24 protein-coding genes and 1 riboswitch are annotated in these 24940 nt (G+C 61.1%); of the genes, 12 read left to right on the top strand and 12 right to left on the bottom strand.

Annotation, left to right across the window (positions count from 1 at the left end):
- Positions 1-652: 652 nt before the first annotated feature.
- From fabD to hmpF, 4 genes are all read right to left on the bottom strand, one after another.
- Positions 653-1522 (bottom strand): ACP S-malonyltransferase, encoded by an 870-nt coding sequence (fabD, locus tag NW852_RS12785; RefSeq protein WP_414364888.1) that lies wholly within the window; start codon positions 1520-1522, stop codon positions 653-655.
- A gap of 4 nt (positions 1523-1526) precedes the next feature.
- On the bottom strand, positions 1527-2540 hold the full coding sequence (locus tag NW852_RS12780; RefSeq protein ID WP_414371564.1) for a beta-ketoacyl-ACP synthase III: 1014 nt from the start codon (positions 2538-2540) through the stop codon (positions 1527-1529).
- The gene (plsX, locus tag NW852_RS12775; protein WP_414371566.1) at positions 2540-3631 is read right to left on the bottom strand and encodes a phosphate acyltransferase PlsX; all 1092 of its coding nucleotides are present in this window, start codon (positions 3629-3631) and stop codon (positions 2540-2542) included. Before plsX ends, NW852_RS12780 begins: the two co-directional genes overlap by 1 nt.
- Before the next feature lie 208 nt (positions 3632-3839).
- Positions 3840-5573 carry a pilus motility taxis protein HmpF gene (gene hmpF, locus NW852_RS12770; protein ID WP_414364882.1) on the bottom strand — a complete coding sequence of 578 codons (1734 nt, stop codon included), beginning with the start codon at positions 5571-5573 and terminating at the stop codon, positions 3840-3842.
- A 432-nt stretch (positions 5574-6005) separates the two neighbouring features.
- On the opposite strand from hmpF, the gene trpC reads away from it, so the two are divergent.
- From trpC to NW852_RS12740, 6 genes are all read left to right on the top strand, one after another.
- On the top strand, positions 6006-6905 hold the full coding sequence (trpC, locus tag NW852_RS12765) for an indole-3-glycerol phosphate synthase TrpC (RefSeq protein ID WP_414371665.1): 900 nt from the start codon (positions 6006-6008) through the stop codon (positions 6903-6905).
- Positions 6906-6945: 40 nt separating this feature from the next.
- On the top strand, positions 6946-7185 hold the full coding sequence (locus tag NW852_RS12760) for a DUF5340 domain-containing protein (protein WP_414335099.1): 240 nt from the start codon (positions 6946-6948) through the stop codon (positions 7183-7185).
- A gap of 64 nt (positions 7186-7249) precedes the next feature.
- Positions 7250-7444, top strand: a complete 195-nt coding sequence (locus NW852_RS12755; protein WP_414364881.1) for a heavy-metal-associated domain-containing protein — start codon at positions 7250-7252, stop codon at positions 7442-7444.
- Between the two features lie 133 nt (positions 7445-7577).
- A complete protein-coding gene (locus NW852_RS12750; RefSeq protein ID WP_414426802.1) occupies positions 7578-9938 on the top strand; it encodes a heavy metal translocating P-type ATPase in 2361 nt (786 codons plus the stop codon).
- A gap of 42 nt (positions 9939-9980) precedes the next feature.
- A riboswitch (cobalamin riboswitch) is annotated at positions 9981-10117 on the top strand.
- A 29-nt stretch (positions 10118-10146) separates the two neighbouring features.
- The gene (locus NW852_RS12745; RefSeq protein ID WP_414371572.1) at positions 10147-11217 is read left to right on the top strand and encodes a sirohydrochlorin chelatase; all 1071 of its coding nucleotides are present in this window, start codon (positions 10147-10149) and stop codon (positions 11215-11217) included.
- A 107-nt stretch (positions 11218-11324) separates the two neighbouring features.
- On the top strand, positions 11325-12209 hold the full coding sequence (locus NW852_RS12740; protein WP_414426801.1) for a hypothetical protein: 885 nt from the start codon (positions 11325-11327) through the stop codon (positions 12207-12209).
- Here the strand turns inward: NW852_RS12740 and NW852_RS12735 are convergent.
- The 4 genes from NW852_RS12735 to obgE form a co-directional block, all read right to left on the bottom strand.
- Complete coding sequence (locus tag NW852_RS12735; RefSeq protein ID WP_414364874.1) at positions 12206-12835, bottom strand: PAP/fibrillin family protein; 630 nt, start codon at positions 12833-12835, stop codon at positions 12206-12208. The genes NW852_RS12740 and NW852_RS12735 overlap by 4 nt on opposite strands.
- A 73-nt stretch (positions 12836-12908) precedes the next feature.
- Entirely contained in the window at positions 12909-13604 is a 696-nt protein-coding gene (locus tag NW852_RS12730) for an L-threonylcarbamoyladenylate synthase (RefSeq protein ID WP_414337822.1), read from the bottom strand.
- Positions 13605-13625: 21 nt separating this feature from the next.
- Positions 13626-14000 (bottom strand): hypothetical protein, encoded by a 375-nt coding sequence (locus NW852_RS12725; protein ID WP_414371575.1) that lies wholly within the window; start codon positions 13998-14000, stop codon positions 13626-13628.
- Entirely contained in the window at positions 13942-15099 is a 1158-nt protein-coding gene (gene obgE / locus NW852_RS12720; RefSeq protein WP_414371667.1) for a GTPase ObgE, read from the bottom strand. The genes NW852_RS12725 and obgE overlap by 59 nt, the downstream gene beginning before the upstream one ends.
- A 201-nt stretch (positions 15100-15300) precedes the next feature.
- On the opposite strand from obgE, the gene NW852_RS12715 reads away from it, so the two are divergent.
- From NW852_RS12715 to NW852_RS12690, 6 genes are all read left to right on the top strand, one after another.
- Positions 15301-16272, top strand: a complete 972-nt coding sequence (locus NW852_RS12715) for a 30S ribosomal protein S1 (RefSeq protein WP_414364867.1) — start codon at positions 15301-15303, stop codon at positions 16270-16272.
- A gap of 126 nt (positions 16273-16398) precedes the next feature.
- Positions 16399-17685 (top strand): recombinase family protein, encoded by a 1287-nt coding sequence (locus NW852_RS12710; protein WP_414371577.1) that lies wholly within the window; start codon positions 16399-16401, stop codon positions 17683-17685.
- Complete coding sequence (locus NW852_RS12705; protein WP_414371579.1) at positions 17669-17944, top strand: hypothetical protein; 276 nt, start codon at positions 17669-17671, stop codon at positions 17942-17944. The genes NW852_RS12710 and NW852_RS12705 overlap by 17 nt, the downstream gene beginning before the upstream one ends.
- A gap of 108 nt (positions 17945-18052) precedes the next feature.
- Positions 18053-18889, top strand: a complete 837-nt coding sequence (gene bchL, locus NW852_RS12700; RefSeq protein WP_414371581.1) for a ferredoxin:protochlorophyllide reductase (ATP-dependent) iron-sulfur ATP-binding protein — start codon at positions 18053-18055, stop codon at positions 18887-18889.
- Positions 18890-19047: 158 nt separating this feature from the next.
- Positions 19048-20025, top strand: a complete 978-nt coding sequence (locus tag NW852_RS12695) for a protochlorophyllide reductase (protein ID WP_414364891.1) — start codon at positions 19048-19050, stop codon at positions 20023-20025.
- Between the two features lie 29 nt (positions 20026-20054).
- A complete protein-coding gene (locus tag NW852_RS12690) occupies positions 20055-21455 on the top strand; it encodes a ferredoxin:protochlorophyllide reductase (ATP-dependent) subunit N (protein WP_414333679.1) in 1401 nt (466 codons plus the stop codon).
- On the opposite strand, the gene NW852_RS12685 is transcribed toward NW852_RS12690, so the two are convergent.
- From NW852_RS12685 to NW852_RS12670, 4 genes are all read right to left on the bottom strand, one after another.
- Positions 21452-21688, bottom strand: coding sequence for a hypothetical protein (locus tag NW852_RS12685; protein ID WP_414333678.1), 237 nt, complete (start codon positions 21686-21688; stop codon positions 21452-21454). The genes NW852_RS12690 and NW852_RS12685 overlap by 4 nt on opposite strands.
- Positions 21689-21751: 63 nt before the next feature.
- A complete protein-coding gene (gene hemL, locus NW852_RS12680; RefSeq protein ID WP_414364862.1) occupies positions 21752-23062 on the bottom strand; it encodes a glutamate-1-semialdehyde 2,1-aminomutase in 1311 nt (436 codons plus the stop codon).
- Between the two features lie 316 nt (positions 23063-23378).
- On the bottom strand, positions 23379-24617 hold the full coding sequence (gene ispG / locus NW852_RS12675; protein ID WP_414364860.1) for a (E)-4-hydroxy-3-methylbut-2-enyl-diphosphate synthase: 1239 nt from the start codon (positions 24615-24617) through the stop codon (positions 23379-23381).
- Positions 24618-24681: 64 nt separating this feature from the next.
- Positions 24682-24940 (bottom strand): zinc ribbon domain-containing protein (locus NW852_RS12670; protein WP_414426800.1); only part of this gene is annotated, 259 nt, incomplete at its 5' end.

The raw sequence follows: 24940 nt of genomic DNA, 5'->3' as shown, positions 1-24940 counted from the left end.
GTACCGTAAGGTGAGTAAAACTGTACGGGTAAACAGACGGCAGATGTTGCGACTCTATCCCAACAAAAGCTAGGAGAAAGCTATGCTCGTCGTCTGCACTGTTACTTGTACAACGCTTGCGTCGCTCAAAGGACTCCGTCCCGCTTGCGCAGTCGGCACTATTCAGGCTGGATATATCCCAGCTCTTCGGGATGAAAGGTAACCAGTAACGGTAAGCACGACACCGTCACCTTCAATGACTTGGGCATTACCCTAAAGAGGCGGAGCAGGGACAACGATTGGGGAAAACCGACCACGCTAACCCTTGTCTACAAACCATCTTTGCGGCAGTGGTATGCTTCGTTCCCCGTAGAGGTGGAGGTACCCCATGGCTCCCAGTCGGAGTTGAGGGATGAGTCTATCGTTGCCTACGATTCGGGCACCGAGACAGCCATCACCTTGTATAACGGGAGCAGAGGCTCGGCACACGGGATCCATGAAGCACCTGGGGCAGAGGAAGAGACGGAAGCCTTGCCCAGGTGGGGAAACCCCAGCTGCTTATGCAGTGGGGCCTAACTGCTGTTTGGGGAGGCTTGCGTTGCCCGCAGCTCTTCTTCCTTTGGGAGAGGGGAGCTAGCAACGCAACTTGTAGCACCAGGGCTGCCGGGCTCCCTTAGCTAATCTTGAGGCTGTTGATGTTGCACCGTCTCAGGGCAGGCGCCGTTCGCCTCACCAAGCCCGTCAGCACATTGCCAGGGCCAATTTCCCATACCTCTTGGATACCGTCGGCAGCCATCTGTAGCACTGTCTCTCGCCAGCGGACTGGAGCAGTCATCTGGGACAGCAGCGCCTGCTTGAGAACTTGGGGATCTCGGCTGGCGGCAGCCGTGCAATTGCTGTAGACCGGCACTCGCGGAGCCTGAAAGTCAACCTCGCGCAAGGTGTGGGCAAAGGTTTCCGCCGCCGCCTGCATCAAGGGCGAGTGAAAGGCGCCGCTGACTTTGAGGGGAACGGTGCGCTTAGCCTGCAACTGCTCACAGACAGCCTGCACCCCCTCGACCGAGCCGCTGATCACCACCTGATCCGGGCTGTTGTCGTTGGCAATGACCACGTCGGACGTCATCTGGCACAGGTGCTCCAGCTTGTCGCGATCAAAGCCAATCACCGCCGCCATGCTGCCGGGGGGATCCCCTGCAGCTTCCATCAACTGGCCCCGCAGCGCCACCAGCCGCAGGCCAGTCTCAAAATCAAATACCCCGGCAGCGTAGAGGGCGCTATATTCTCCCAAGCTGTGGCCGGCTGTACAGGCAGGAGCCTGACCCTGAGCGTAGAGATAGTCCGTCAGCAGGGCTGATACGGTGAATAAAGCCGGCTGCGTGTAGCTGGTCTGATGGATCTGCTCTTCCGAGAGCGCCAAGGGATCCCATCCCAGCCTCTCGCGGGCCAAAGCCAACTTCTGGGCCGCCCCCGGCCAATCCTGTAAGTCCTTTCCCATGCCCACGGCTTGGGATCCCTGGCCGGGATAGATCCAGGCAACGGTCATCAACTCATTTCCCCCAACGAAAGACAATCGCTCCCCAGGTGAGGCCGGCGCCAAAGCCTGCCATCACCCCCAGATCGCCAGCGCCAAAGCGCCCCTGCGCGATCCAGGTGGCCAAGGCAATCGGTACCGAAGCGCCGGAGGTGTTGCCGTACTGTTCTAGGACGCTGGCCACCCGCTGGGGATCCAACTGCAAGCGCTTGGCCACAGCATCGAGGATGCGCTGGTTGGCCTGGTGGATGAAGTAGCCTTGCACGGCTGCTGCGGGGATCCCGGCCCGAAAGAGAGCCTTCTCGACAATCTCCGGCACCGCCTGGACGGCAAACTTGTACACCTCGCGGCCATTCATAGCGATGGGGCAGCAGCGGTATTGCCCCACCTGCAGGGATCCCGCCAGGGTCTTGGTCTCGGTGGCCATAGCCAGGCTGAGTAGCTCGCTGCCGCTGCCATCGCTGCGCAGCTCGATGCTGAGGATGCCGCTGTCCCCCTCTCTTGCGGCTTCCAGCACCACCGCCCCCGCGCCGTCCCCAAACAGGACGCAGGTGGTGCGATCCGTCCAGTCCACTGTGCGAGAGAGCACGTCCGCCGCCACCACCAGTGCCCGCCGGTACAGCCCGGTTTGGAGAAACTGGGCTGCCGTGGCCACGGCAAACACAAACCCCGTACAGGCCGCTGTCAGGTCAAAAGCCACCGCCTGTGTCGCCCCCAGCGCTGCCTGTACCCGCGGAGCCGAGCCGAAGCGATCGACGCCGGTGGAGGTGGCCAGGAGGATCAGATCCAGCTCCTGGGGTGGGATCCCGGACTGTGCCAGGGCGGCCTTTGCCGCTTGAACCGCCAAATCCACCAGGCTGAGGTCGGGGGGCAGGATGCGCCGTTGGCGAATGCCGGTGCGGGGCCAGATCCACTCGTCGGAAGTCTCCACAATCTGGCTGAGGTCGTCGTTGCTCAGGCAGGGAGCCGGCAGGGCAGCTCCCACCCCTACCAGGCGCACGGTCGGGAGGCCATTGCTGGGCATGGACACTATCCTTCCGCCCGCTCCAAGGATCCTACCGGCAGGGCTTCTGGACTGGGGTTAGAGGCCGAGGCCAGAGGACGGGCATTCTCTCCGGGATTGGACTTGGATGGGGGGGAGTCAGTCATTTCCGCTTGCAGCCGCTGTAGGATCTTCTGCTCCGCCGCCTCTTTGGCCAGGCGAATGGCATGGTAGACCATCGCCGCCTTAGAGCTGCCGTGGGTAATGACGCAGATGCCGTTCACCCCCAGCAACAAGGCGCCACCATATTCTACATAGTCCATGCGCCGCTTCACCTGCTTCAGGTTGGGCCGGAGCAGCCAGCAGCCCAGTTTACCACGCCAGCCGCGGGGCAACTCCTCCCGCAGCACCTGGGTGATCACCTGGCCAACGCTCTCCGCAAACTTGAGCAGGGCGTTGCCCACAAAGCCGTCGCACACCACCACATCAAAGTCCCCCGTCAACACATCCCGCCCCTCGGCGTTGCCGGCAAAGTGGATCCCCGGCAACTGTCTCAGGCGCTGATGGGTGGCCAGGGCCAGGTCGTTGCCCTTGTTGGGTTCCTCGCCAATGTTGAGCAGGCCCACCCGCGGCTTCTCAATCCCCAGCACGCACTGGCAGTAGAGGGATCCCATGCGGGCAAATTGTTCCAAGAAGCGGGGCCGGCAGTCCACGTTGGCTCCCACATCCAAAAGCAACACCGGCTTGCCCTTCAAAGTGGGCAAAAGAGCGCCAATGGCCGGGCGGTCGATCCCCGCCAATCGGCCTAAGTTGAGGTAGGCAGCGGCCATCGCAGCCCCAGTGTTGCCAGCAGCCACCACTGCATCTGCCTGCTTGGTGCGCACCTGTTGCATGGAGACGTTGATAGAGGCCTGCGGCTTTCTGCGCACCGCCAGGGGCTCTTCCGCCATGCCCACTTCGTCCTCAGCAGGCACGACAGTGATCCCAGGCGGCAGTGGCTGGGGCAGAAAAGGCTCGAGAGCGTCTGGACGACCGACCAGCGCAATCCCCACCTGAAGATACCGATGGGCCAGCAGGGCGCCCTTGATGATCTCTTCGGGAGCGTAGTCACCTCCCATCGCATCAACTGCAATTCGCACGAGCTGACCTCACACTGGAACACTCCTGACAAGCAAAATGCGGGGATCTCCGCTGCTTCTTTGCCTCGAGAAGTTGGGATCCCACTATCTACAAGGGGCTATCGAATTTTACCAGATTTGCTCTCTTTGGTTGAGGCTGGCGAGCGCCTGTTCAAAGCAGTAGGGGAGCACTGCCCACCTGCCCCAGGAAGAGGACAGGACACGCTCTTTACCGCTGGGTGAGAGCGGCCAGGAGGGATTGCACCTGCTGGACATGGGCACTGGCCACGGAGCCCCTGTCTTGATGTTGACCCAGCTCCGCCTCCAACTGAGCCAGTTGTTGTGCCAACTCCGCCCAGCGATCTCGCTCGGGGTAGAGGGTGGCCTGGAGATGGTTGAGGCGGCCCCAGGTTTCTGCCATCGCCTGGGTGCGGGCCCGCAGGGATCCCTCCTCTTGCTCCAGTTGTTGCCACTGCTGCTCCAACTCTTGCCGCTGGCGGGCAAGCTGCTCCTGTTGAGAAGGCAAAGACGCCTCCAGTTGTTGAATGAGGGTTTGCAGACGGCTTTTTTCCTGGAGCAGCTCCTGCTTCTGGCTGCCGATCTGCTCGAGGATCGGCCCGATATCCACCTGAACTGGGGCGGCAGCCTGATTTTGAAGCTGCCTAAGGCGGGCTTCCTGGCGGGTCAGCTCTTCGTATTCCCGCTGCAGGTTTTTCTCCTGGGGCGCCAGGGCCTCTTCCAGGGCGCTACAGGCAGACTGGGCGTAGTCGATATCCATCTCGATGTCAAACCGCTCTTCGGGAGAGGCGGTGGCCAGCCGCTCTTGCAGCTCCCGCAAGGTCTGCCGGTTTTGCTCCAGCTCGGCCCGCTGTTGGCTGACTTGGGCCGCCCGCTGCTCATAATCTCGACGCATCTGGCTCACCAAGGCCGCCAGCTCCTCCACTGAGATCGCAGACCCTGAGGCACCTGACCCGCTGTTGCTACTGCCATCGACGATGAAGTCGTACTCCTGCACTAGACGATAGGCTTTTTGGAACAAGCTCTCTTGGGACTGCAACTGCTGGAGGATCCTCTGCAGTTGCTCCTGATAGGCTCGCAGGGATCCCTGCCGGGCATGCCATTCGGCTTGGCTCTGCTCCAGGGATCGTTGGGATCCCCACCAGGCGGCGCAGCGCTCCCGCCAGGTACGGTAGTCTCGATCCAGCTCCTCCTGTTGGGCGTGGGCCTGCTGACGTTCTTGTTCCAGTTGGGCAATCTCTTGATTGAAGTGCTCCTGCTGCTGCTGAACCTGGCTTTTTAAACTCTGGAGAAGAGCCAAGGGATTCGCAGAGAAATGTAAACTCTCCTGAACTTCTTGCAGCAAAACCTGGAGCTGGGCTGCTTCTGTTTCCCCCAGCCGGCTGGAGCGGGCCTCTTGCAACTGAGCTTCCAGTTCCTGCCGTTGCCGGTTCAGGGCTTCTCGTTGTTCTCCGATTAGACGCTGCTGCTCGGCCAGGTAGGCCTGCTGGGTTGCCAACTCCTCTTTGAGGCTGTCTAGAAGCTTGCGCTCTTCCTCCACGCCCTTGTATTGCTCGTACAGCCGCCGCACTTCTTCTTCTTGGGCTGCCAGCTCCATCTCACGGCGGGTGAGCTCATGCGCCTGAAAGGTGAGGGATTGTTTCCAAACCTCGATCTCCTCTTCCTGGCTGCGGGCTTTGAGCTGAAGTTGGCTGAAGTTTTGCAGGTAGGTCACCAGTTGGCGAGCGGCTTCGTTGATGCGGGTGACCTGACGGCTGCCGGTGATTTCTGCCAGCACCAGGGCCCCATCCTTGAAGCGCCCGGCCTCCTGGGCGATGCGGCCCTCTAGAGTAATCGATTCTTCGTTCACAGGCACCCAGGTGTTGTCCTGCTGCTGCTTGGCCAGCAATTGCAGAGACGACTTAGCAAACCCAATTGGCTTGGATAGCTCTGCTAGGTACAGCACGCCCGAACTCCTTCAAAACAGCATGGACAGCGATATCCCAAACTCTGCCTCAGCCGAGCCTTTGTCCACAGTTGGGCAAGATGGGGAGACGAAACGGCTGCTGCAGCAAGGCACCCCAGGGCGCGAAAACCTGCGTCAAGCCTCTCAATTGACCGAGGTTGACTTGGATCTATCTCGATCCATCTCGTCCTGAGCAGCACCTTGTCTCGTATCAAGCAGCGCCTCAGCCGGCTCCCTACTGAACTGTCAGTGTAACCAGCATCTGCGGCTGCTCAGTCCCAAACTCAACCATAGGGTAAAAAAAACACCTTTGCCAGAGGCGGTTTGGGGATATGCGGAGTAGCTATTCAAACCGACCGCAGAGCACTAGAGTAGTCTAGGGTGAGGTGTAGAGTTCTGCTCAGGGGTGGTATGGAGCTGCAAGGTGAGCCGCTGGCCGTTCGTCGGCGTTCTCCTGCCCCGCCGGTCGTCGTGGCCTCTCAGGTGTACCAGACAACAGCGCCGGAAGCCAAACCGCGCCACATTTTAGAGGAGATCATCTGGCACAAAGAGCAGGAGGTGGAGCGCCGGCGGGAGCAGCTCCCCCTAAAGCAATTGCAGCAGCAACTGGATCAAGCGCCGCCGGTGCGAGACTTTGTGGCGGCCCTTACCCAATCTCCTCATCCGGTTTCTCTGATTGCCGAGGTAAAAAAAGCCTCCCCCAGCCGTGGGGTTCTCCGGGATCCCTTTGAACCGGTGGCCATTGCGCAAAGCTACGAGGCGGCGGGAGCCAGTTGCCTGTCGGTGCTCACGGATGAGCGGTTTTTTCAGGGCAGCGGCGAGTATCTGCGCCAGATCCGCCAGGCAGTCGGGATCCCCATCCTGTGCAAGGAGTTCATCCTCTACCCTTACCAAATTCTCTGGGCGCGTACTCTGGGGGCGGATGCGGTGCTGTTGATTGCTGCCATTCTCTCGGATGCGGATTTGGGCTATTTTCTCAAGCTGATCCAGCAATTGGGCATGGCAGCTCTGCTGGAGGTGCACACTTGCCAAGAGTTACAGCGGGTTTTGGGCTTGCCGCAACTGCACCAGGCCAAAGGTCAGGTGTTGATCGGCATCAACAATCGGGATCTCAAAACCTTTGCGGTGGACTTGAACACGACGCGGGATCTCTTGGCCGCCCACCGGGATCGCCTGGGCGATCTGCCGGTGGTCAGCGAATCCGGCATTCACTCTCCTGCCGATCTGCAGCAGTTGCGGAGCTGGGGGGTGCGCGCCGTGCTGGTGGGGGAAGCGCTGGTAACGCAGCCGGATCCCGGCCAAGCCGTCCGCTCCCTGTTGTCACCCCAGTAAACCCAGGATTGTCAATGGATCCCAAGAATGGCCTAGATCGATGAAACGTATTCCTGTGCCAGCTCACGTCCACTACGAATTTCTGCTGCGGGTTCTGGAGCGGCAAACGTTTCCGACTGTGGAGGAACAGGATTTTGGCAATCGAGCCCGCACGCAAGAGCTGATCAACTCTTTGCGCAAAGCCCTGACCCAACAGTTGCAACTGGAGGAGGAGTGGCGACAGCGGGGCTATCAGGTGGATTACCGCTGGAACATAGAGGAACCTCAGCCACCCTCTTGACCTTCCAGCCCACTGGAAGGTTTAGCATCAAGCAGGTGGCATTGGGTTGGGGAGGCTTCCCAGGATGCAAGTTGTTTTGACGGTGCCCAAGCTGGCCTGCGCGGCTTGTGTAGATACCATCACGCAGGCGGTGCGGCAACGGGATCCCCAGGCCCACGTGGAAGCGGATCCCAAGACCAAGCAGGTGCGGATTACGTCTGAGCGAGCCGACAGCGACTGGCGGCAGGTGCTTGCCCAAGTGGGCTATCCGCCGGCCTAGCGATTTTTTCCTGCCCGGCAGCGTTAGCAGGACAGAGTTCAGAGGTGGGGTTTTCCCCTTGTGGGGGGGGGAAGAGAGCTTTTGCGTCGCTTTTTCTTCCTTAATTTTCTTAATTTTTGCTCTGAGGACAGCCATGTCTGATTCTGGTTCCCATTCCGCTGCCCCCGGCCTGTCCGCTTCATCTGCTGGCGGCACTTGGCGCTTGGCCATCCAGGGTATGAGCTGTGCCTCCTGCGCTGCCGGCATTGAACAGGCCCTGAGTCGCGTGCGGGGCGTTACAGCCCAAACGGTCAACTTTGCCAGCGAGCAGGCCATCGTCCGTGGGGATCCCCGGCTGGTGAATCCCCAAGCGTTGATCCGGGTGGTGGAGCAGGCGGGGTATCGGGCGCGCTTGGTCGAAGACGATTGGCAACAGTCGGATCCGGACGACACAGAACGGATCGCCCAATGGGTGGCGGAACGGGAATTGAAGCTGAAGGTGGCGATAGGAGTGGGCCTCAGCACGGTGCTGCTGATCGGATCCCTGCCGATGATGCTGGGACGGAAGATCCCCGGCCTGCCCCCCTGGCTGCAGGATCCGTGGTTGCAGTTGCTGCTGACGGCGCCGGTGCAGTTTTGGGTGGGCCAGCACTTTTATCGTGGCGCCTGGGCGGCTTGGCAACGGCGCTCGGCGGACATGAATACCTTGGTAGCTTTGGGAACGAGCGCTGCTTTTTTCTACTCCCTTTTGGCGACGACTTTCCCCGACTTCTTTCATCGCCAGGGCCTGCACCCGGATGTGTATTACGAAGTGGCGGCGGTGGTCGTCACCCTGGTGCTGGTGGGCAAGTGGATGGAGCAGCGGGCCAAAGGGCAAACCTCCGAAGCCATTCGCAAGCTGATGGGGTTGCAGCCGAAAACGGCAAGGGTCATCCGCGATGGGGTGGAGCAGGATATCCCGATTGCGGCGGTGCAGGTGGGGGATCGGATCCGAGTGCGCCCTGGTGAAAAGGTGCCGGTGGATGGGGTCATTCTAGAGGGATCCTCCAGCCTGGACGAGTCGATGGTGACTGGCGAGAGCCTGCCGGTGAGTAAGTCGGCAGGAGATGAGGTGATCGGGGCCACCCTCAACCAGACGGGCAGCTTTGTGATGGAAGCGCGGCGGGTGGGCAAAGATACGCTTCTGGCCCAGATCGTGCGCCTGGTGCAGGAGGCCCAGGGATCCAAGGCCCCCATTCAGCAAGTGGCGGATCGGGTGACCTCCTGGTTTGTGCCGGCGGTGATCGGGGTAGCCATTCTAACTTTTGTCCTCTGGTGGGGGCTGGCGGGCAATCCAACGCTGGCCTTAGTGAACACCATTGGGGTGCTGATCATCGCCTGCCCTTGTGCGCTGGGGTTGGCCACCCCCACCTCGATCATGGTGGCGACGGGGCGGGGGGCGGAATTGGGGATCCTGGTAAAAAGCGCCGATAGCCTGGAATTGGCCCACCGCTTGCGCACGGTGGTCTTGGACAAAACCGGCACCCTCACCGAGGGCCGTCCCAGCGTCACCGATATCTGGACGCCAGGCTCTTCTCCCCTAGCCCTGTTGCGCCTGGCAGCAGCAGTGGAACAATACTCGGAACATCCGCTGGCCCAGGCGGTGGTGCAAAAAGCCAAAGCCGAAGGCATCTCAATCCCGTCGGCCCAGCACTTTCAGGCAAAAGTGGGCGAGGGGGCAGAAGCCTGGGTGGAGGGGCAGCAGGTGCGCATCGGTCGGCTGAGCTGGCTGCAGGCGATGGGGATCCCGTGGGATCCCTCTTGGTCGGAGCGGGTTCAGACCTGGGAAAGCCAGGGCAAAACGGTGATCGGCGTGGCGCAATCCCATCGTCTGGTGGGGCTGTTGGCCATTGCCGACCCGATCAAACCCACCTCCCCCGCCGCGGTGCGCCAGCTGCAGGAGATGGGCCTGGAGGTGATTCTGCTGACCGGGGATAACCCCACCACCGCCCAGGCCATTGCTCGGCAGGCAGGCATTCGCCGGGTGATCGCCCAAGTCCGTCCCGAGCAAAAGGCAGCCTACATTCGCCAGCTCAGACGGCCCCGACACCCGGTAGCGATGGTGGGAGATGGCATCAACGATGCGCCGGCACTGGCAGAAGCCGATGTGGGGATCGCCATCGGGACGGGCACCGATGTGGCCATAGCCGCCAGCGACATTACCCTAATAGCCAGCGATTTGCGGGGCGTGGTCACCGCCATTCAACTCAGCCGCGCCACCCTTGCCAACATCCGCCAAAATCTCTTCTTCGCCTTTATCTACAACACCCTCGGGATCCCGATTGCCGCCGGGGCGCTCTACCCCTTCACCGGCTGGTTGCTCAACCCCATGCTGGCGGGGGCGGCCATGGCCTTGAGCTCTGTTTCTGTAGTGGCTAATGCCCTGCGGCTGCGGCATTTTCGGCCCTCACCCCTAGCCCCTCTCCCTGAGGCACCCTCACCCCCAGCCCCTCTCCCTGAGGGAGAGGGGAGCTAGGGATCAAGGCAGGGGGCCGGGGTTATCCCCCCAGGGGGGCTTGGTGAAGGACAAGCGGCAAGCTAACCTAAGAGGCTCGGGCAGATTGGGGAAAGCGCGGTGCAAATCCGCCACTGTGACGCAACTGTGATGGGATCCCTCCCTCAGCCAGAACACCCACCTGCCCTTGTCCTGTACCCCTTGCGATTCACAAGGAACGGAGTTTTTTGTGTTGAATACCCTCCCTGTTTCCCCTCCCCTTGCGGTTGGGCAGTTTCCTTCTCCTCCATTGCCCCTCTTGCTCATCGGCCATGGATCCCGCGACCCGGAGGGGCAGCAAGCCTTTCTGGAGTTGGCCCAAGCGTACCAATCCCTCACCCCCCAGCGGCCGGTGATCCCTTGTTTTTTGGAGCTGGCGCAGCCGAGCATCGCCCAGGGGGTGGAACAATGCTTGGCTCAAGGGTGGCAGGAGATCGTGGCTCTGCCGCTGTTGTTGTTTGGAGCGCGCCACAACAAGTTCGACGTGACCGTGGAGTTGGATCGCCTGCAGGCCCTCCACCCGCAGTTGCGCATCCACTACGGGGGGCCGCTGGGGATCCGCATCGAGATCTTGCAACTGCTGCGAGACCGCTTGGCCGCTTTGCTGGCTGCCCAACCGCGGCAGATCCCAGGGGCGGAAACGGTGTTGCTGTTTGTCGGTCGCGGCTCCAGCGATCCCGAAGCCAACGCCGAAGCCTGTAAGCTGGCCCGGCTGCTCTGGGAAGGGTCGGGGTTGGCCGCCGTAGAGACCTGCTTTATCGGCATCACCCACCCCCGCCTGCCGGTGGGTTTGGAGCGGGCCTTGTCCTGGCAGCCGCGCCGGGTGATCGTGCTGCCCTATTTTCTCTTCACAGGGGTGCTGGTGAAAAAAATCGAGGCGGCGGTGCAAGAGCGGCGACGCCAATACCCCCAGATCGAGTGGCTGATGCTGCCGGAGTTGGGTCTTGTGGATACGGTGCTGCACAGCCTGCAGCAACTGGAGCAAGAAGCCCTCCAGGGCCAAACCCCAATGAACTGCCACCTCTGCAAGTTTCGCCTGGCGGTGAGCGCAGAGCTGGGAGTGGGGCATACCCATCACCACGACCATCAGGATCACCCTCACGCGCAGGGATCCCATCACCACCACCATCATCATGACCATCATTCCCATGGGCAGGGATCCCATCACCATCACCACAACCACGGCCATGCCCCCGCAGCGGCTGCGGATCCCTGGGCTCAGTTAGAGAATTACCACCAACGGGCTTGGCAAGTGCCTTAAGAGAGACAGAGGTTGCCGGCGGGATAAACTGAGATGCAGACAGGTGATTTTTGAACCTGACCTTTGCCCTGGTTCTCCCGCTCTGGTGGTTCTGATAAACAAAAACGATGATGTCCTCCCGCTCCTCTTGGATCTCAGGCGTCGCCGCTGCAGGGAGCGGGCTCCTGGTTTGCGCGGTGGTGGCGGGGCTGTTGGATCAGATTTTGCCCACGCTGCCCAAGGTTTCCCTGTCCTTGGCCGGGATCCCTGGCTTGTTGGTCGGGCTCGGATCCGCCTACGGAGTTTGGTGGGTAACCCAGATGGCCTTGCAATCCCCTTCCTGGGCCGATTTCCGAAAATCCCTGTTGGAGGCCGTGTCTCCCTTCGATCCCGCCGACCACGGTGGCAGGCCCGCGGGGGATCCGCGCCTTTGGCAATTAGCGCAGGAGATCCGCCAAACCCAGCTCCGCCACCAAAAGATTCTCGACCGAATTAAGCAGCAGCTGAAAGCCGAAATCCAGATCTGCGAGCGTGTCCAGGCACAACTGCGCAGCGAGCAGCAGCAGTGTCGGGTTCTCCAGGAGCAGGTGCAACAGTTGCAACAGCACCTGCAAAACCTCCAAACCTCATCCCCTTCCCCCCAACTCAAGCCCGAGCGAGAGCAAGCGCTGCGCCACAAGCTGCGCCAGCTTCAATCCCAAGTCACCACCCTGAGGATAGAACTGGAACGCCAAGGGATCCAACTGCAGCAGTCGGAAGCCGAGCGGGCCCAACTCCAGCAGCAGCAGCAAAAACTTAAGCGCCTCCTGCATCGCACAAAATCCGAAAACCAAAAGCTGCGCTCCCAACAGGAGCAATGGGCCCGGCAACTGGAGCAATCCCAACAGGAGTTGCGGACTTTGCAAGAGGCCTACCGCGCCCTGCAGACCCTCTGGGAGATAGGCTCTGGTCTAACCTCCAAGACCCCTCTTTCTGAAATCGCCGCCGCCGAACCCTCTGGCACCTCTGGCTAGCCGCAGCCTCGGCCCACCCGCCGCAAGACAAAAACACTCCCTTCGCTGCCACGGCCAATCCGCAGATCCTCATCCAAATAGGTAATCTCCAGCCAGCCTGTTGGCTCGCGGCGGCGAACGTCGATCTTCACCGCCGGGATCCGTTCGGGATCCCGTTCGAGCAGATAGAGAAAACTCTCGATCTCGTAGCTCATCAACGCCTGGGATCCGAGCAGCAGCCGCTCGAAAATCACCTTGACCCGGCGTTCCGACTCCGGGTAGAAGCGGGCTGCCACCGCCAAAACTCCCCGCGGCAGCCAAGCCTGCAGCCAGCCGGACCCCTGGATCTCCGCCACGTTAAAGACTTGGCCCGCTTGGGCCCGAATGCACTGATAGATCTCACCGGTGGTCAAAAGGGGCAAGTTGGCCAACCGCAACAAGTCTGTGCTAGTGGTAAACAGGTTCAGCCAATTTCCCTCCAGCCGTTCTGCGGCAGCCGTTGGGCAAGGGGTGGGGTTGAGGGCTTCCAGGGCGGCAATGTGAGACAAGATCTGGCTTTTTTGGCCGGGCAAGACACGTCGGCCCCGGTCGGTCGTCTCCAGCAGGCGCAACAGGGCCGATTTTTGCTCAGCCAAAGCTTCAGGCATGGGCTTACCGCAGCAGCACGACCCTATTTTAGGAGTTGGTGGCAGCCGAGTAGGGCAAGGGGGATCCCGGCCCTCAGCCAGTCAGCTCTTCCACCCGCCTGAGCTCTGCCACCTGCTCGTACCCCAGGCCTGCCCGCACCAACAGGGGCTCCGGCCCCGTGAGATCGATGACCGTCGAGACCTGGGCCCGATAGGGAGCCTCGTCATCCAGCACCAGATCCACCTGTTTCTCCAACTGTCGCATTTCCTCGGCGGTAAAGATTCCCCCCTCTTCCCAATCCCCAACAGAGTCAAAACCCACCTCCAAAGAGCCGACGGGATCCCCGCCCAGCTTGGCCGAGGTGGAGACGATGGGGTTGCCTAACTCGGCCAACAGCGCCTGACAGATGGCCGAATCGGGCACGCGGATGCCAGTGGTTTTCCGCTTGGGATCCATGACTAGCTTGGGCACCAGCTTGGTGGCCGGCAGCAGAAACGTAAACGGGCCTGGGATCAGCCGCCGCATCAGTCGATAGGCGGGATCGCTCACCTGGGCATACTGGGCAATTTGGGAAAGCGAAGGGCACAAAAAGGTGAGGGGCTTGTCGTTGGAAAGCCGCTTGAGACGCCTTACCCGCTCCACCGCCTGCTTGTGGGTGACATCGCAGCCAATGGCATAGACCGTATCAGTGGGGTAGAGCATGACCGCCCCTTCCCGCAGAGCGGCTGCAATCCGTTGGATGGAGCGGGCCTGGGGATGCTGCGGATGGAGCTTAAAATACTCGGCCATTCGGGAGAAAAAAGCAAAACCTCAAGACTCAGAGCGGCTGAGGCTTTCCACCACTTCTGCCACTCCCCCAGAACGAGGGGTAGGCGGCACCGGCAGGGATCCCTGCGCTTCCGGCCAATCTTTTAGCTGTTGCATCAGCGCTTGAATATGCAGACGAGGCAAATAGGGCCAGTCGCCTGCTTCCTCCAAATCCTGAAGCACCCGATAGAGCTCTTGGCGGGTGTTGGGCAAAGACTCTCGGAAGGCCCCCTCCAAAATCGTGCGGTGCAGATCCTCCAACAACCGCAGGAGCATCAACAGCTCCAAGCAAGCTCCTGCCCTCACCTGGGCCGCCTGCTCAATGGCCAACTTGATCTGGCGCAAGTCGGGGGGCAGATCCTCCGCCGAGATATACATAGCCGCTCATCTCTGAGTTTTGGGAAGGCAGGGGCACTCCTATTCTAGGATTCTTCTGCCCCTGGACCGGCTGGATTTTGCTGGCCGCCGCAGGTTGATGGGGATCCGGATCCCGGCCCAGGCACTGCCACACCCGCTGCAACAAGGGCTCCAGCCCCTGCCTGGCAACCGCCGAGATGGCTGATACCGGGGCACCGGCAGCCATTGACAGCTGCTGGGTGCGCTCGGCCACCTCCTGGGGCTCAAGGGCATCGATCTTGTTCAAAACCACAATCTGCGGCTTGTCGCTAAGCCCGTGGCCGTAGGCGCGCAGCTCCTGCTGAATGATTTGGTAATCCCTGACGGGATCCGCCGTCGTACCGTCCACCAGGTGGATCAGCACCCGCGTGCGCTCCACATGGCGCAAAAAGTCGTGGCCCAGACCCACCCCTAGGTGCGCCCCCTCGATCAGTCCGGGAATGTCAGCAAACACCACCCCATCCCCGGAGGGATGAGGCACCACTCCCAAATTGGGCTGCAGGGTGGTGAAGGGGTAATCGGCGATCTTGGGCCGGGCGGACGAGACCACCGAGATCAGGGTGGATTTGCCCGCATTGGGCATACCGACGATCCCCACCTCGGCAATGAGCTTCAACTCCAGGCGCAGGCGTCGCCGCTCTCCCGGTTGGCCCCTGGTAAATTGGCGAGGAGCCCGATTGTGGTTGCTGAGAAAATGGGCATTGCCCAGGCCGCCCTTCCCGCCCCGAGCCACCAGCAGCCGATCCCCGGGCTGCACCAGATCCCCCAGCAGCTCGCCGGTCTCTGCGTTGAACACCATCGTGCCGCAGGGCACCCGCACCAGCCGATCCGCACCACTGGCCCCGCTGCAGTGGTTGGGTCCTCCCTTGGCCCCGTGTTCGGCTTTGATCAGCGGCTGGAAGCGAAAGTCCAACAAGGTCTGCAAGCCGGGATCCGCCACCAAGATCACCGAGCCGCCCCGTCCTCCATTGCCCCCCGAAGGCCCGCCGGCGGGCACGTACTTTTCGCGGCGAAAGGCAACAATGCCATCTCCGCCGTTCCCCGCCTGCACTTCAATTTCCGCCTGGTCGATAAAGTGCAATCGTCCCTCTCCCAACTCTGGCCATCTCCCTCTAGCTTGGCAGGATCGCCAGGAAGTTTGCCACAAAAGTCGCCCTCTTAAGCTACGATAGTATTTCCCAAGCTATTGCCTGTCCCGCCCGGGAGGGTGAGCGAGTATGGGAGCCGTTCATTACCAAGTTCAACTGCTCTTCTAATTCGCGCCAACTGCTGTTACACCCCTATGAGTCGATTCACCGCTGCTGCCGATGTAGGTTTTACCACCGAGGACTTTGCTGCCCTACTGGACAAGTACGACTATCACTTCAGCCCCGGCGAAATTGTGGCCGGCACGGTATTTTCGGTGGAGCCGCGCGGCGCGTTGATCGATATCGGGGCCAAGACGGCTGCTTTCCTGCCTCTGCAGGAGATGTCCATCAGCCGGGTAGAAGACCCGCACGAGGTGCTGCAGCCGGGAGAGACCCGCGAGTTTTTCATCCTCACCGAAGAAAATGAAGAGGGGCAACTGACCCTCTCCATTCGCCGCATCGAGTACATGCGGGCCTGGGAGCGGGTGCGGCAGCTACAGAAAGAAGACGCCACGGTGCGGGCAACCATTTTTGCTACCAACCGCGGAGGCGCCCTGGTGCGCATTGAGGGATTGCGCGGCTTTATCCCCGGATCCCACATCAGCAGCCGCAAGCCCAAGGAAGAGCTGGTGGGCGAAGAGCTGCCCCTGAAGTTTTTGGAGGTGGACGAAGACCGCAACCGCTTGGTGTTGAGCCATCGCCGCGCTCTGGTGGAGCGGAAGATGAACAAGCTGGAGGTGGGCGAGGTAGTGGTCGGCACAGTGCGTGGCATCAAGCCTTACGGTGCCTTCATCGACATTGGCGGCGTCTCCGGCTTGCTGCACATTTCCGAGATCTCCCACGAACATGTTGACACGCCCCACAGCGTCTTCAACGTCAACGACGAAGTGAAGGTGATGATCATCGACCTAGACGCAGAACGGGGTCGGATCTCGCTGTCCACCAAGCAACTGGAGCCCAATCCCGGCGACATGCTGCGGGATCCCAAGTTGGTTTACGAAAAAGCAGAAGAAATGGCGGCCAAGTACCGCGAGCAACTGCGGGCTGCTAAGCAAGGACAAGCCGAAGAGGCGCCGCTGGAGGTGTCGGAAGAGGAGCTGGAATACGCGACTGCGGCGGTGGAGTAAAGCCATCTTGCGGAGAGCGGTCGGCAGCCAAGGGTTGCCGGTCTGTCTCTCCCTTAGCCTACCTGGGATCCCTGGCTAGGAGGGGTGTCGGGTGATGGTGCAGCAGCGGTGACAGGTTGCTTGTCCATGAGCATTTGTGGCTACCTCTACACACCTGCCCACGCCCCCTTGCCGGAGCAGGAGTTGGCCTGGCTGAAGGCACAAGGAGCCGATCCCATCTGGCACGACTGGGGATCCCGCGCCCACCTGGAAGAGCTGTTGCAGGGCATCGCCGCCGGATCGGTGCAGCAGGTGCTGCTGGTGCGCCTGGCGGATCTGGGGGATCGAGCGGAGGAAGTCCACCAACGGCTGTTGCAGATCCAACAGGCGGGGATCCAACTGAGCCTGGTGACCCAATCCGGCCTACACACCCCCAGCGAGGCTGCCGACTGGATCCCGCTGCTGGCCGAGATCCCCCATCAATTGCAAAGCCGCCGCCTCTGCCACAGCCAAGCCCGCAACCGTCTGGCGGGCAAGCCTCCCCCCGGCCCGGCTCCCTTTGGCTATCGCCGCGAAGGGGAGCGCTACGTGCTGGATCGCCGCCAGGCCCCTGTTGTTCAGGATTTTTTCCAGCACTTTCTTCTCTATGGATCCCTGCGCCAAGCGGTGCGCTTTTTGGAAGAGAAACACCACAAGCGCATTTCGGTGGCCACGGGGCGCAACTGGCTGCTCAACCCCGTCTATCGCGGGGATCTGGCCTATGCCGACGGCACCGTTCTGCGCGATACCCACCCCGCCCTCCTCAGCCGCACCGAGGCCGCCCAGATCGATCGCTGGCTCAAACGCAACCAAAGGATCCCACGCCGCAGCGCCAGCGCCCCCCGCGCTCTGGCTGGCCTCGTCCATTGCCGTACCTGTGGCAGCCTTCTGCGCATTGTGCAAACCACCCCCGGCAAGGCCAAGAGGAACGGCTCCTCCTACCTCTACCTGCGTTGCCAAACCTGTCGCTACAGCCTCCACTACGCCCAAGTCCTGCAGGAGGTGATCCGCCAGGTCTGCGAGCAGCTCCCCCACCGTGCCCAAAACCTGGATCGGCAGGCCCTGGACCAAACCCGCCAACAGCTCCAAGCCCAGATCCAGGCCAACAGCGAGCGGCTGCGGCAACTGGAGGCGCTGCAGCAATTTGGACTGATGGATGAGCCCTCCCTGGCCCAGCGCTGCTACCAACTGCGGGCGGAAACGGCCCGTTTGGCCCAAAAGCTGGAACAGCTCCCTCCCGCCAACTTCCTCCAGATCGCCCAAACTCTCTCCATCCTGCCCTTCTGGCAAGACCTCAGCGAGAGCGAGCGCCGCGCCTACCTGCGGGAATTCCTGCGCAGGGTTGAGGTGGATTCTACAGGGGCCGTGCAGATTGCCTTTGCCTTCGATCCCTGAGATCCCTTTTGAAGTTGGGGATTCCGCGTCTCCTCTGGCCATTGAGACCATTCTTGAGACTCTCCCTCAAAGCGGGAAAAGGGATCCCGCCGGCAGTCTCCAGCGAGTTGACGGGAGCAGCGCTTGTCAAAGCCAGGGAGAGATGAATGATTTGTTTTTGATCTGCTTTTACGAAAAAACAAAAAACAAAAGCTGGAAAAAAGACGAAAATCGGCTCGAAGAATCTCTTGGACGAGGATTTGTCCGTCTGGCGATTTAAGAAATTGCTTTAACTTGTTTTAGGCTTGCCTTAATTCTTCTCAACACTTCTCAGGGAGTGGGTTAGCTGCCGATAATGGCCCTTGTCAGGCTTGTGGAGGAACGTGCTGTGAAGTTGGCAGTTTACGGGAAGGGTGGGATCGGCAAGTCCACCACCAGTTGCAACCTCTCGGTGGCCTTGGCCCGGCGGGGCAAGAAGGTGTTGCAAATTGGCTGTGACCCCAAGCACGACAGCACCTTCACCCTGACTGGTTTTCTCATCCCCACGATCATCGATACCCTGGAAGCCAAGGGCTACCACTACGAAGACATCTACCCCGAGGATGTGATCTACCGCGGCTACGGCGGCGTAGATTGCGTCGAGGCGGGAGGGCCGCCGGCAGGGGCCGGCTGTGGCGGCTATGTGGTGGGAGAAACCGTCAAACTCCTGAAGGAGCTGAACGCCTTTGACGAGTACGACGTCATCCTCTTCGACGTGCTGGGGGACGTGGTGTGCGGCGGCTTTGCTGCCCCCCTCAACTACGCCGACTACTGTGTGATCGTTACTGACAACGGCTTTGACGCCCTGTTTGCCGCCAATCGCATCGCCGCCTCGGTGCGAGAAAAAGCCAAAACCCGCAAGCTGCGCCTGGCCGGCCTAATCGGCAACCGCACCAGCAAGCGGGATCTCATCGACCAATACGTCTCGGCAGTGCCCATACCCGTGCTCGAGGTGCTGCCACTGGTCGAGGACATTCGCATTTCGCGGGTCAAGGGCAAAACCCTCTTCGAGATGGCAGAGACGGATCCCAGCCTGGAGCCCGTCTGCCAGTACTACCTGAACATCGCCGACGAGCTGCTGGCCCGCCCGGAAGGGATCGTGCCCCGGCCTGCTGAGGATCGGGAGCTGTTTGCCCTGCTGTCGGACTTTTACAACGCCCCGCCAAGGGAGCCGGCGCTGGTGTAAGGGATCCCAAACCTGCCAGCTTGCCGGTGTGTCTAAAAGTGAAGCAATTGTTTCGGGAAACCGTCGCAAACCTTATCAATTCGTTGTCTGGCCCGCTTTCCGCCCCAAGATGGATTGTGCAGGAGATCCATCTTGAGGACATGGCAGAGGAGTTGGATATGCAAGCACAAGTGCAACCCACCGTGGTGATTACTGGAGCCTCTTCGGGCGTTGGCCTGTACGCAGCTTTGGCTTTGGCCAAGCGGGGCTGGCACGTGGTGATGGCCTGTCGGGATCTGGACAAAGGCCAGCGGATGGCTCAGCAGGTGGGGATCCCGCAGGGCAGCTACACCCTGATGCCGATCGATCTGGCCAGCTTGGCCAGTGTGCGGCAATTTGTCGAACAATTTCGCCAGTCGGGCCGCTCTCTGGATGCCCTGGTGTGCAACGCCGCCATCTACATGCCCTTGCTTAAGCAGCCCTTGCGCAGCCCGGAGGGCTATGAGCTGACCATGGCCACCAACCATCTGGGGCACTTCCTGCTCTGCCACCTGATGCTGGAGGATCTGAAGCGCTCCACCTATCCGGATCGGCGGCTGGTGATCCTGGGCACGGTTACCCACAACCCCAAGGAGCTGGGGGGCAAGATCCCACCCCAACCTCACCTGGGGGATCTGCGGGGCTTTGCCCAGGGCTTCAAGGAACCGATCAGCATGGCCGATGGCGGCAAGTTCGATCCCGTCAAAGCCTACAAAGACAGCAAAGTTTGCAACATCCTCACCATGCGGGAGCTGCACCGCCGCTTCCACGAGAGCACCGGCATCACGTTTCTCTCCCTCTACCCGGGCTGTGTGGCGGAAACGGCCCTCTTCCGCCATCACTATCCCCTCTTCCAAAAGCTGTTCCCCTGGTTTCAGAAAAACATCACCGGCGGCTACGTCTCCCAAGAGCTGGCCGGCGAGCGGGTGGCCCAGGTGGTGGCGGATCCGGAGTTTCGCCAGTCGGGATTCTACTGGAGCTGGGGCAACCGGCAACGGAAAAATGCCAAGCCCTTTAACCAAGAAGTCTCGGACGAGGCGGGGGATGCGGCCAAGGCCAAGCTGCTCTGGGATCTGAGCGAGAAATTGGTGGGCGTGCCCCAATTGGTCGCCCCCTAGCTTGACAAACCCTTTTCTAGGAGCCGACGATGACTGCTGCTGTGGATGCTTCCAATACCCTCCACTTTCAATGCGAGACCGGCAACTACCACACCTTCTGCCCGATTAGTTGCGTGGCTTGGCTCTACCCCAAAATTGAAGACAGCTTCTTTTTGGTGATCGGCACCAAAACCTGTGGCTACTTTTTGCAAAATGCCATGGGGGTGATGATCTTTGCCGAGCCGCGCTATGCCATGGCCGAGCTGGAAGAGGGGGACATCAGCGCCAAGCTCAACGACTACGAGGAGCTGAAGCGGCTGTGCCTGCAAATCCAGCGGGATCGCAATCCCAGCGTCATCGTCTGGATCGGCACCTGCACCACCGAGATCATCAAGATGGATCTAGAGGGCCTAGCCCAGAAGCTGGAAGGGGAGATCGGGATCCCGATTGTGGTGGCGCGGGCCAATGGCCTCGACTACGCCTTTACCCAGGGGGAAGACACGGTTTTGGCCTCTATGGCCCAGCGCTGCCCGGAGCAGGTGCAGGAAGAAGAGCGGGAGACGCGGGGTGGCCTGCAGGCTCTTTTCTACGGGCTGCGCCCCGGCAAAAAGAAAGAGGAAGAAGGCTTCCCCAAACATCCCCCCTTGGTGATCTTCGGCTCCGTGCCGGATCCGGTGGTAACCCAACTCACCCTGGAGCTGAAAAAGTACGGGATCCGCGTCTCCGGCTGGCTGCCGGCCAAGCGCTACGAGGAGCTGCCGGCCATCGAGCCGGGCACCTATGTGGTGGGGGTAAATCCTTTCCTCAGCCGCACCGCCACCACGCTGGTGCGCCGCAAAAAGGCCAAGCTCATCACCGCTCCTTTTCCCATCGGGCCGGATGGCACCCGCGCCTGGATCGAGGCCATCGCCGGCGAGCTGGGGATCCCGACTCAAGGCCTGGCAGAGCGGGAAGGGGAAGTGTGGCGTCACCCCCAGGTTCAGGAGTACCTGGGCCTGCTGCGGGGCAAGAGCGTCTTCTTCATGGGGGATAACCTGCTGGAGATCTCCCTGGCCCGCTTCCTGGTGCGCTGCGGTATGACGGTGCAGGAAATCGGGATCCCTTACCTCGACAAGCGCTACCAGGCCGCCGAGCTGGCCCTCCTGGAGCGCACCTGCGAGGAGATGGGGGTGCCCAAGCCCACCATTGTCGAGAAGCCGGATAACTACAACCAACTGCAGCGCATCAAAGCCCTGCAGCCGGATCTGGTAATCACGGGCATGGCCCACGCCAACCCCCTCGAAGCCCGCGGCGTCACCACCAAGTGGTCGGTGGAGTTTACCTTTGCCCAGATCCACGGCTTCGGCAACACCCAGGCGCTGCTGGAGCTGGTCACCCGCCCACTGCGGCGCAACGCCGCCCTCAAAGGCTTGGGCTGGGAACAGTTGGTGGGGGAAAAAGCCCTGAGCTAACTTTCTGGCTCCTCGTTGTCGAAGAGCAGGCCATCCAGGTGATCCGGCAGTTGCTGCCGGTCGATCCAGACCATGCCGGCCAAAATTGCCTCGGCCTCATTGTGGAAGTAGCCGTAGGCTGGGGCGGCAAACTCCACCGAGCCATCCTGACGTAGCCGCTGACAGCAAAAAATGAACCCCTTGTCGGTGGTTTGGGTGGTGATGCGCCAGTTGCGGTGGATGTGCTCGGCCATGATCCCAGTGCAGATCACCCTCACCCCCAACCCCTCTCCCAAGGGGAGAGGGGAGAAGAAACCCTAGAGCGTGCGCAGCACCTCTCGCGCCGCCTCGAGGGTTCTCTCCACATCGGCTTCGGTGTGGGCCAAGGAAGTGAAGCCGGCCTCGAATTGCGAGGGCGCCAGATACACCCCCCGCTCCAGCATGCCGCGGTGGAAGCGGGCAAACTTTTGCAAGTCCGAGCGCTTGGCCTCCTCGTAGTTGCGCACTGGGCCAGCCGTGAAGAAGAAGCCGAACATGCCGGGCAAATGGCCCCCACACATCTCGTGCCCGGTCTCTTGCGCAATCTGCAGCAGCCCCGTGGCCAGCTTCTCGGTAATCCGCTCCAGATACTCATAGGTACCGGGGCGACGCAAAATATCGAGGGTGTGGATCCCGGCCGTCATGGCCAGGGGGTTGCCGGAGAGGGTGCCCGCCTGGTACATCGGCCCCGCCGGCGCCACCATTTCCATAATCTCCCGCCGACCGCCGTAGGCCCCCACCGGCAGGCCGCCGCCGATTACCTTGCCCAGGGTGGTTAAATCGGGGATGACACCAAACTTGGCCTGCACACCGCCGTAGCTGATGCGAAAGCCGGTCATCACCTCGTCAAACACCAGCAGGGCGCCATACTTCTGCGTCAGCTCCCGCAAACCCTCCAAAAAGCCCGGCTGCGGCGGAATGAAGCCGGCATTGCCCACCACCGGCTCTAGGATCACGCCCGCAATGGAGTCGGGATGCTGCTCAAACAGAGCCTTGACTGCCTCTAGATCGTTGTAGGGGGCGGTCAGCGTGGCACTGGTAGCGGCCTTAGGTACCCCCGGCGAATCCGGCAGGCCCAGCGTGGCCACCCCTGAGCCGGCCTTGACCAAAAACATGTCCGCATGGCCGTGGTAGCAGCCCTCGAACTTGATCACCTTTTCCCGCCCCGTGTAGGCCCGCATCAGGCGCAGCGCCGCCATGCAAGCTTCGGTGCCGGAGTTAACAAAGCGTACCATCTCCACGCTGGGCACCGCCTCGATCACCCGCTCGGCCAGCTCGTTTTCCAAAACGCAAGGGGCGCCAAAGCTGGTGCCTTTCTCCAAAGCTCGGTGCAGAGCCTCGATCACCTCGGGATGGGCGTGGCCGACAATCGCCGGCCCCCAACTGCCGATGTAGTCGATGTACTGGTTGCCGTCCACATCCCAGGCGTAGGCTCCTGAGACGCGGTCAAACACGACGGGATCCCCGCCCACCGACTTAAAGGCGCGCACCGGAGAGCTAACGCCCCCCGGCATAAGCTGCTGCGCCCGTGCAAAGATCTGCTTGGAGCGGCTGGTATTAAACGAGCGAGTAGGGAGAGTGCTGGTCATACTCGGAGCTGTTCAACCCGTCTTTTTAGACTAGCAGGCAAAGAGACTTGCTGGTGGGCTGCTGCCCTCTCTTTTGTTTTAGCTAGTGGGGGTACAGGGGTGGATAAGCTCCGCACTGTACCTGCAAGGTTAGCGTCGGGATACAGCCACCCCCGCAAGGATGTGTTACACCAGTCGTGGTTATACAAAGCGGCGTTGCCGGAATCTGGTACAACCGCGCGGTAGGACATCCCGTGTCTGCTCGTGGAGAGACTACAAGACCCCGTTGAAGTGAGAGGTCTATTCCCCATGCGCTAGCACGAGGGTCAGGAGTGTGTCACTTACTTGGGCTTCCTTCTGGAGGATCCACCCACCGCCCATCGGCTTTGATGAGCTCAATCAGCGCCTGGACGCCCTCCGACTCCGGCACCTTCTTTACCTCCTCCTTGCCGCGGTAGAGGGAGATGTAGCCGGGGGTTTTCCCCACATAGCCGTAGTCGGCGTCAGCCATCTCCCCCGGCCCGTTGACAATGCAGCCCATGACGGCAATGTCGAGGCCCACCAAGTGCTGGGTTGCAGCCCGCACTTTCTGCAGTACTTCCTCCAAGTTAAACAGGGTGCGGCCACAGGAGGGGCAGGCCACATATTCCACCATGGTCTTGCGCAGGTTGAGGGCCTGCAAGATGCCGTAGGCCACCGGGATCTCTTTTTCCGGCGCTTCGGTTAGGGAAACCCGAATGGTGTCACCGATCCCCTCGGCCAGAAGCGTCCCGATCCCCACTGCCGATTTGATGCGGCCATATTCTCCATCGCCGGCCTCGGTCACCCCCAAGTGGAAGGGGTAGTTCAGGCCCAAGGCATCGAAGCGGCGGGCGGCCAGCCGGTAAGCAGCCAACATCACCTGCGGACGGGAAGCTTTGAAGGAGAGAACCACGTTGTGGAAGTCTTGCTCGGCGCAAATCTCGGCATATTCTAGGGCCGACTCCACCATGCCCTCGGGAGTATCTCCATAGATGAAGAGCATGCGCTCCGCCAGGGATCCGTGGTTGACACCGATGCGCAGGGCTTTGTTCTGGGCTTTGAGGGTCTGCACCAGGGGGGTGAAGGTTTCGCGGATCTTGTTGCGGATGGCCTCCAGTTCGGCTTGGGTGTACTCGGTGCGACCGGGCTGCGGCTTTTCTAGGACGAACAGCCCCGGGTTGATGCGCACCTTGTCCACGTACTGGGCAACCTCCAGGGCGATCTTGATGCCGTTGTGGTGTACATCGGCCACCAGCGGCACCGGCCTGTAGGTTTGGATCAGCTTGTCCCGAATCGCCTCCATCGCCTTGGCATGGGCCATGCTGGGAACGGTAACCCGCACGATCTCCGAACCTGCCTCGTGCAGACGACGGATGGCCGCCACCGCTGCCTCGATGTCAAGGGTGTCTTCGTTGATCATGGATTGCACCACCACCGGGTGCTGGCTACCGATCAACACGTTGCCTACGGCTACGGTGCGGGTAGGACGACGGGGGTAGACTGGTTCTGGGTAGGGCTGCTGAGAGGGCGCGTTGGGCCGATCCAGGGTTTGCATGGCTTGCTAAGCGGAAAAGGTCTGCTCTAGCTTGATTGTAGGGTAAACTACCCGGCCCCGACCGCTAAGCGGTACGAGCGGGCTTAAGCGCTACGCGCCGCTGACGCGAAGGGTAGCCCTGCAGTTGGCAAGCCAACCACGGACTTCCAGGCCGGTTTACAGCGGCCCCCAAAAGGGCAATCCCGTTAGCAACGTTCAAATCTGCATCCCCTTCCCAGCCACAAGCCAGGTTGACACAGCGAAAATGCTTCCCTTCCCGTTGCCCAAGCCACAAACACCGGTGACAAGTTTGCCAAGTGTAGGCAGGCGGTACTACCACCACC

Origin of the sequence: Synechococcus sp. H60.1, from assembly GCF_047462335.1 — a bacterium.
In the GTDB taxonomy this organism is placed as follows: Bacteria; Cyanobacteriota; Cyanobacteriia; order Thermostichales; family Thermostichaceae; genus Thermostichus.
This window is presented reverse-complemented; position numbering and strand designations above follow the sequence as displayed.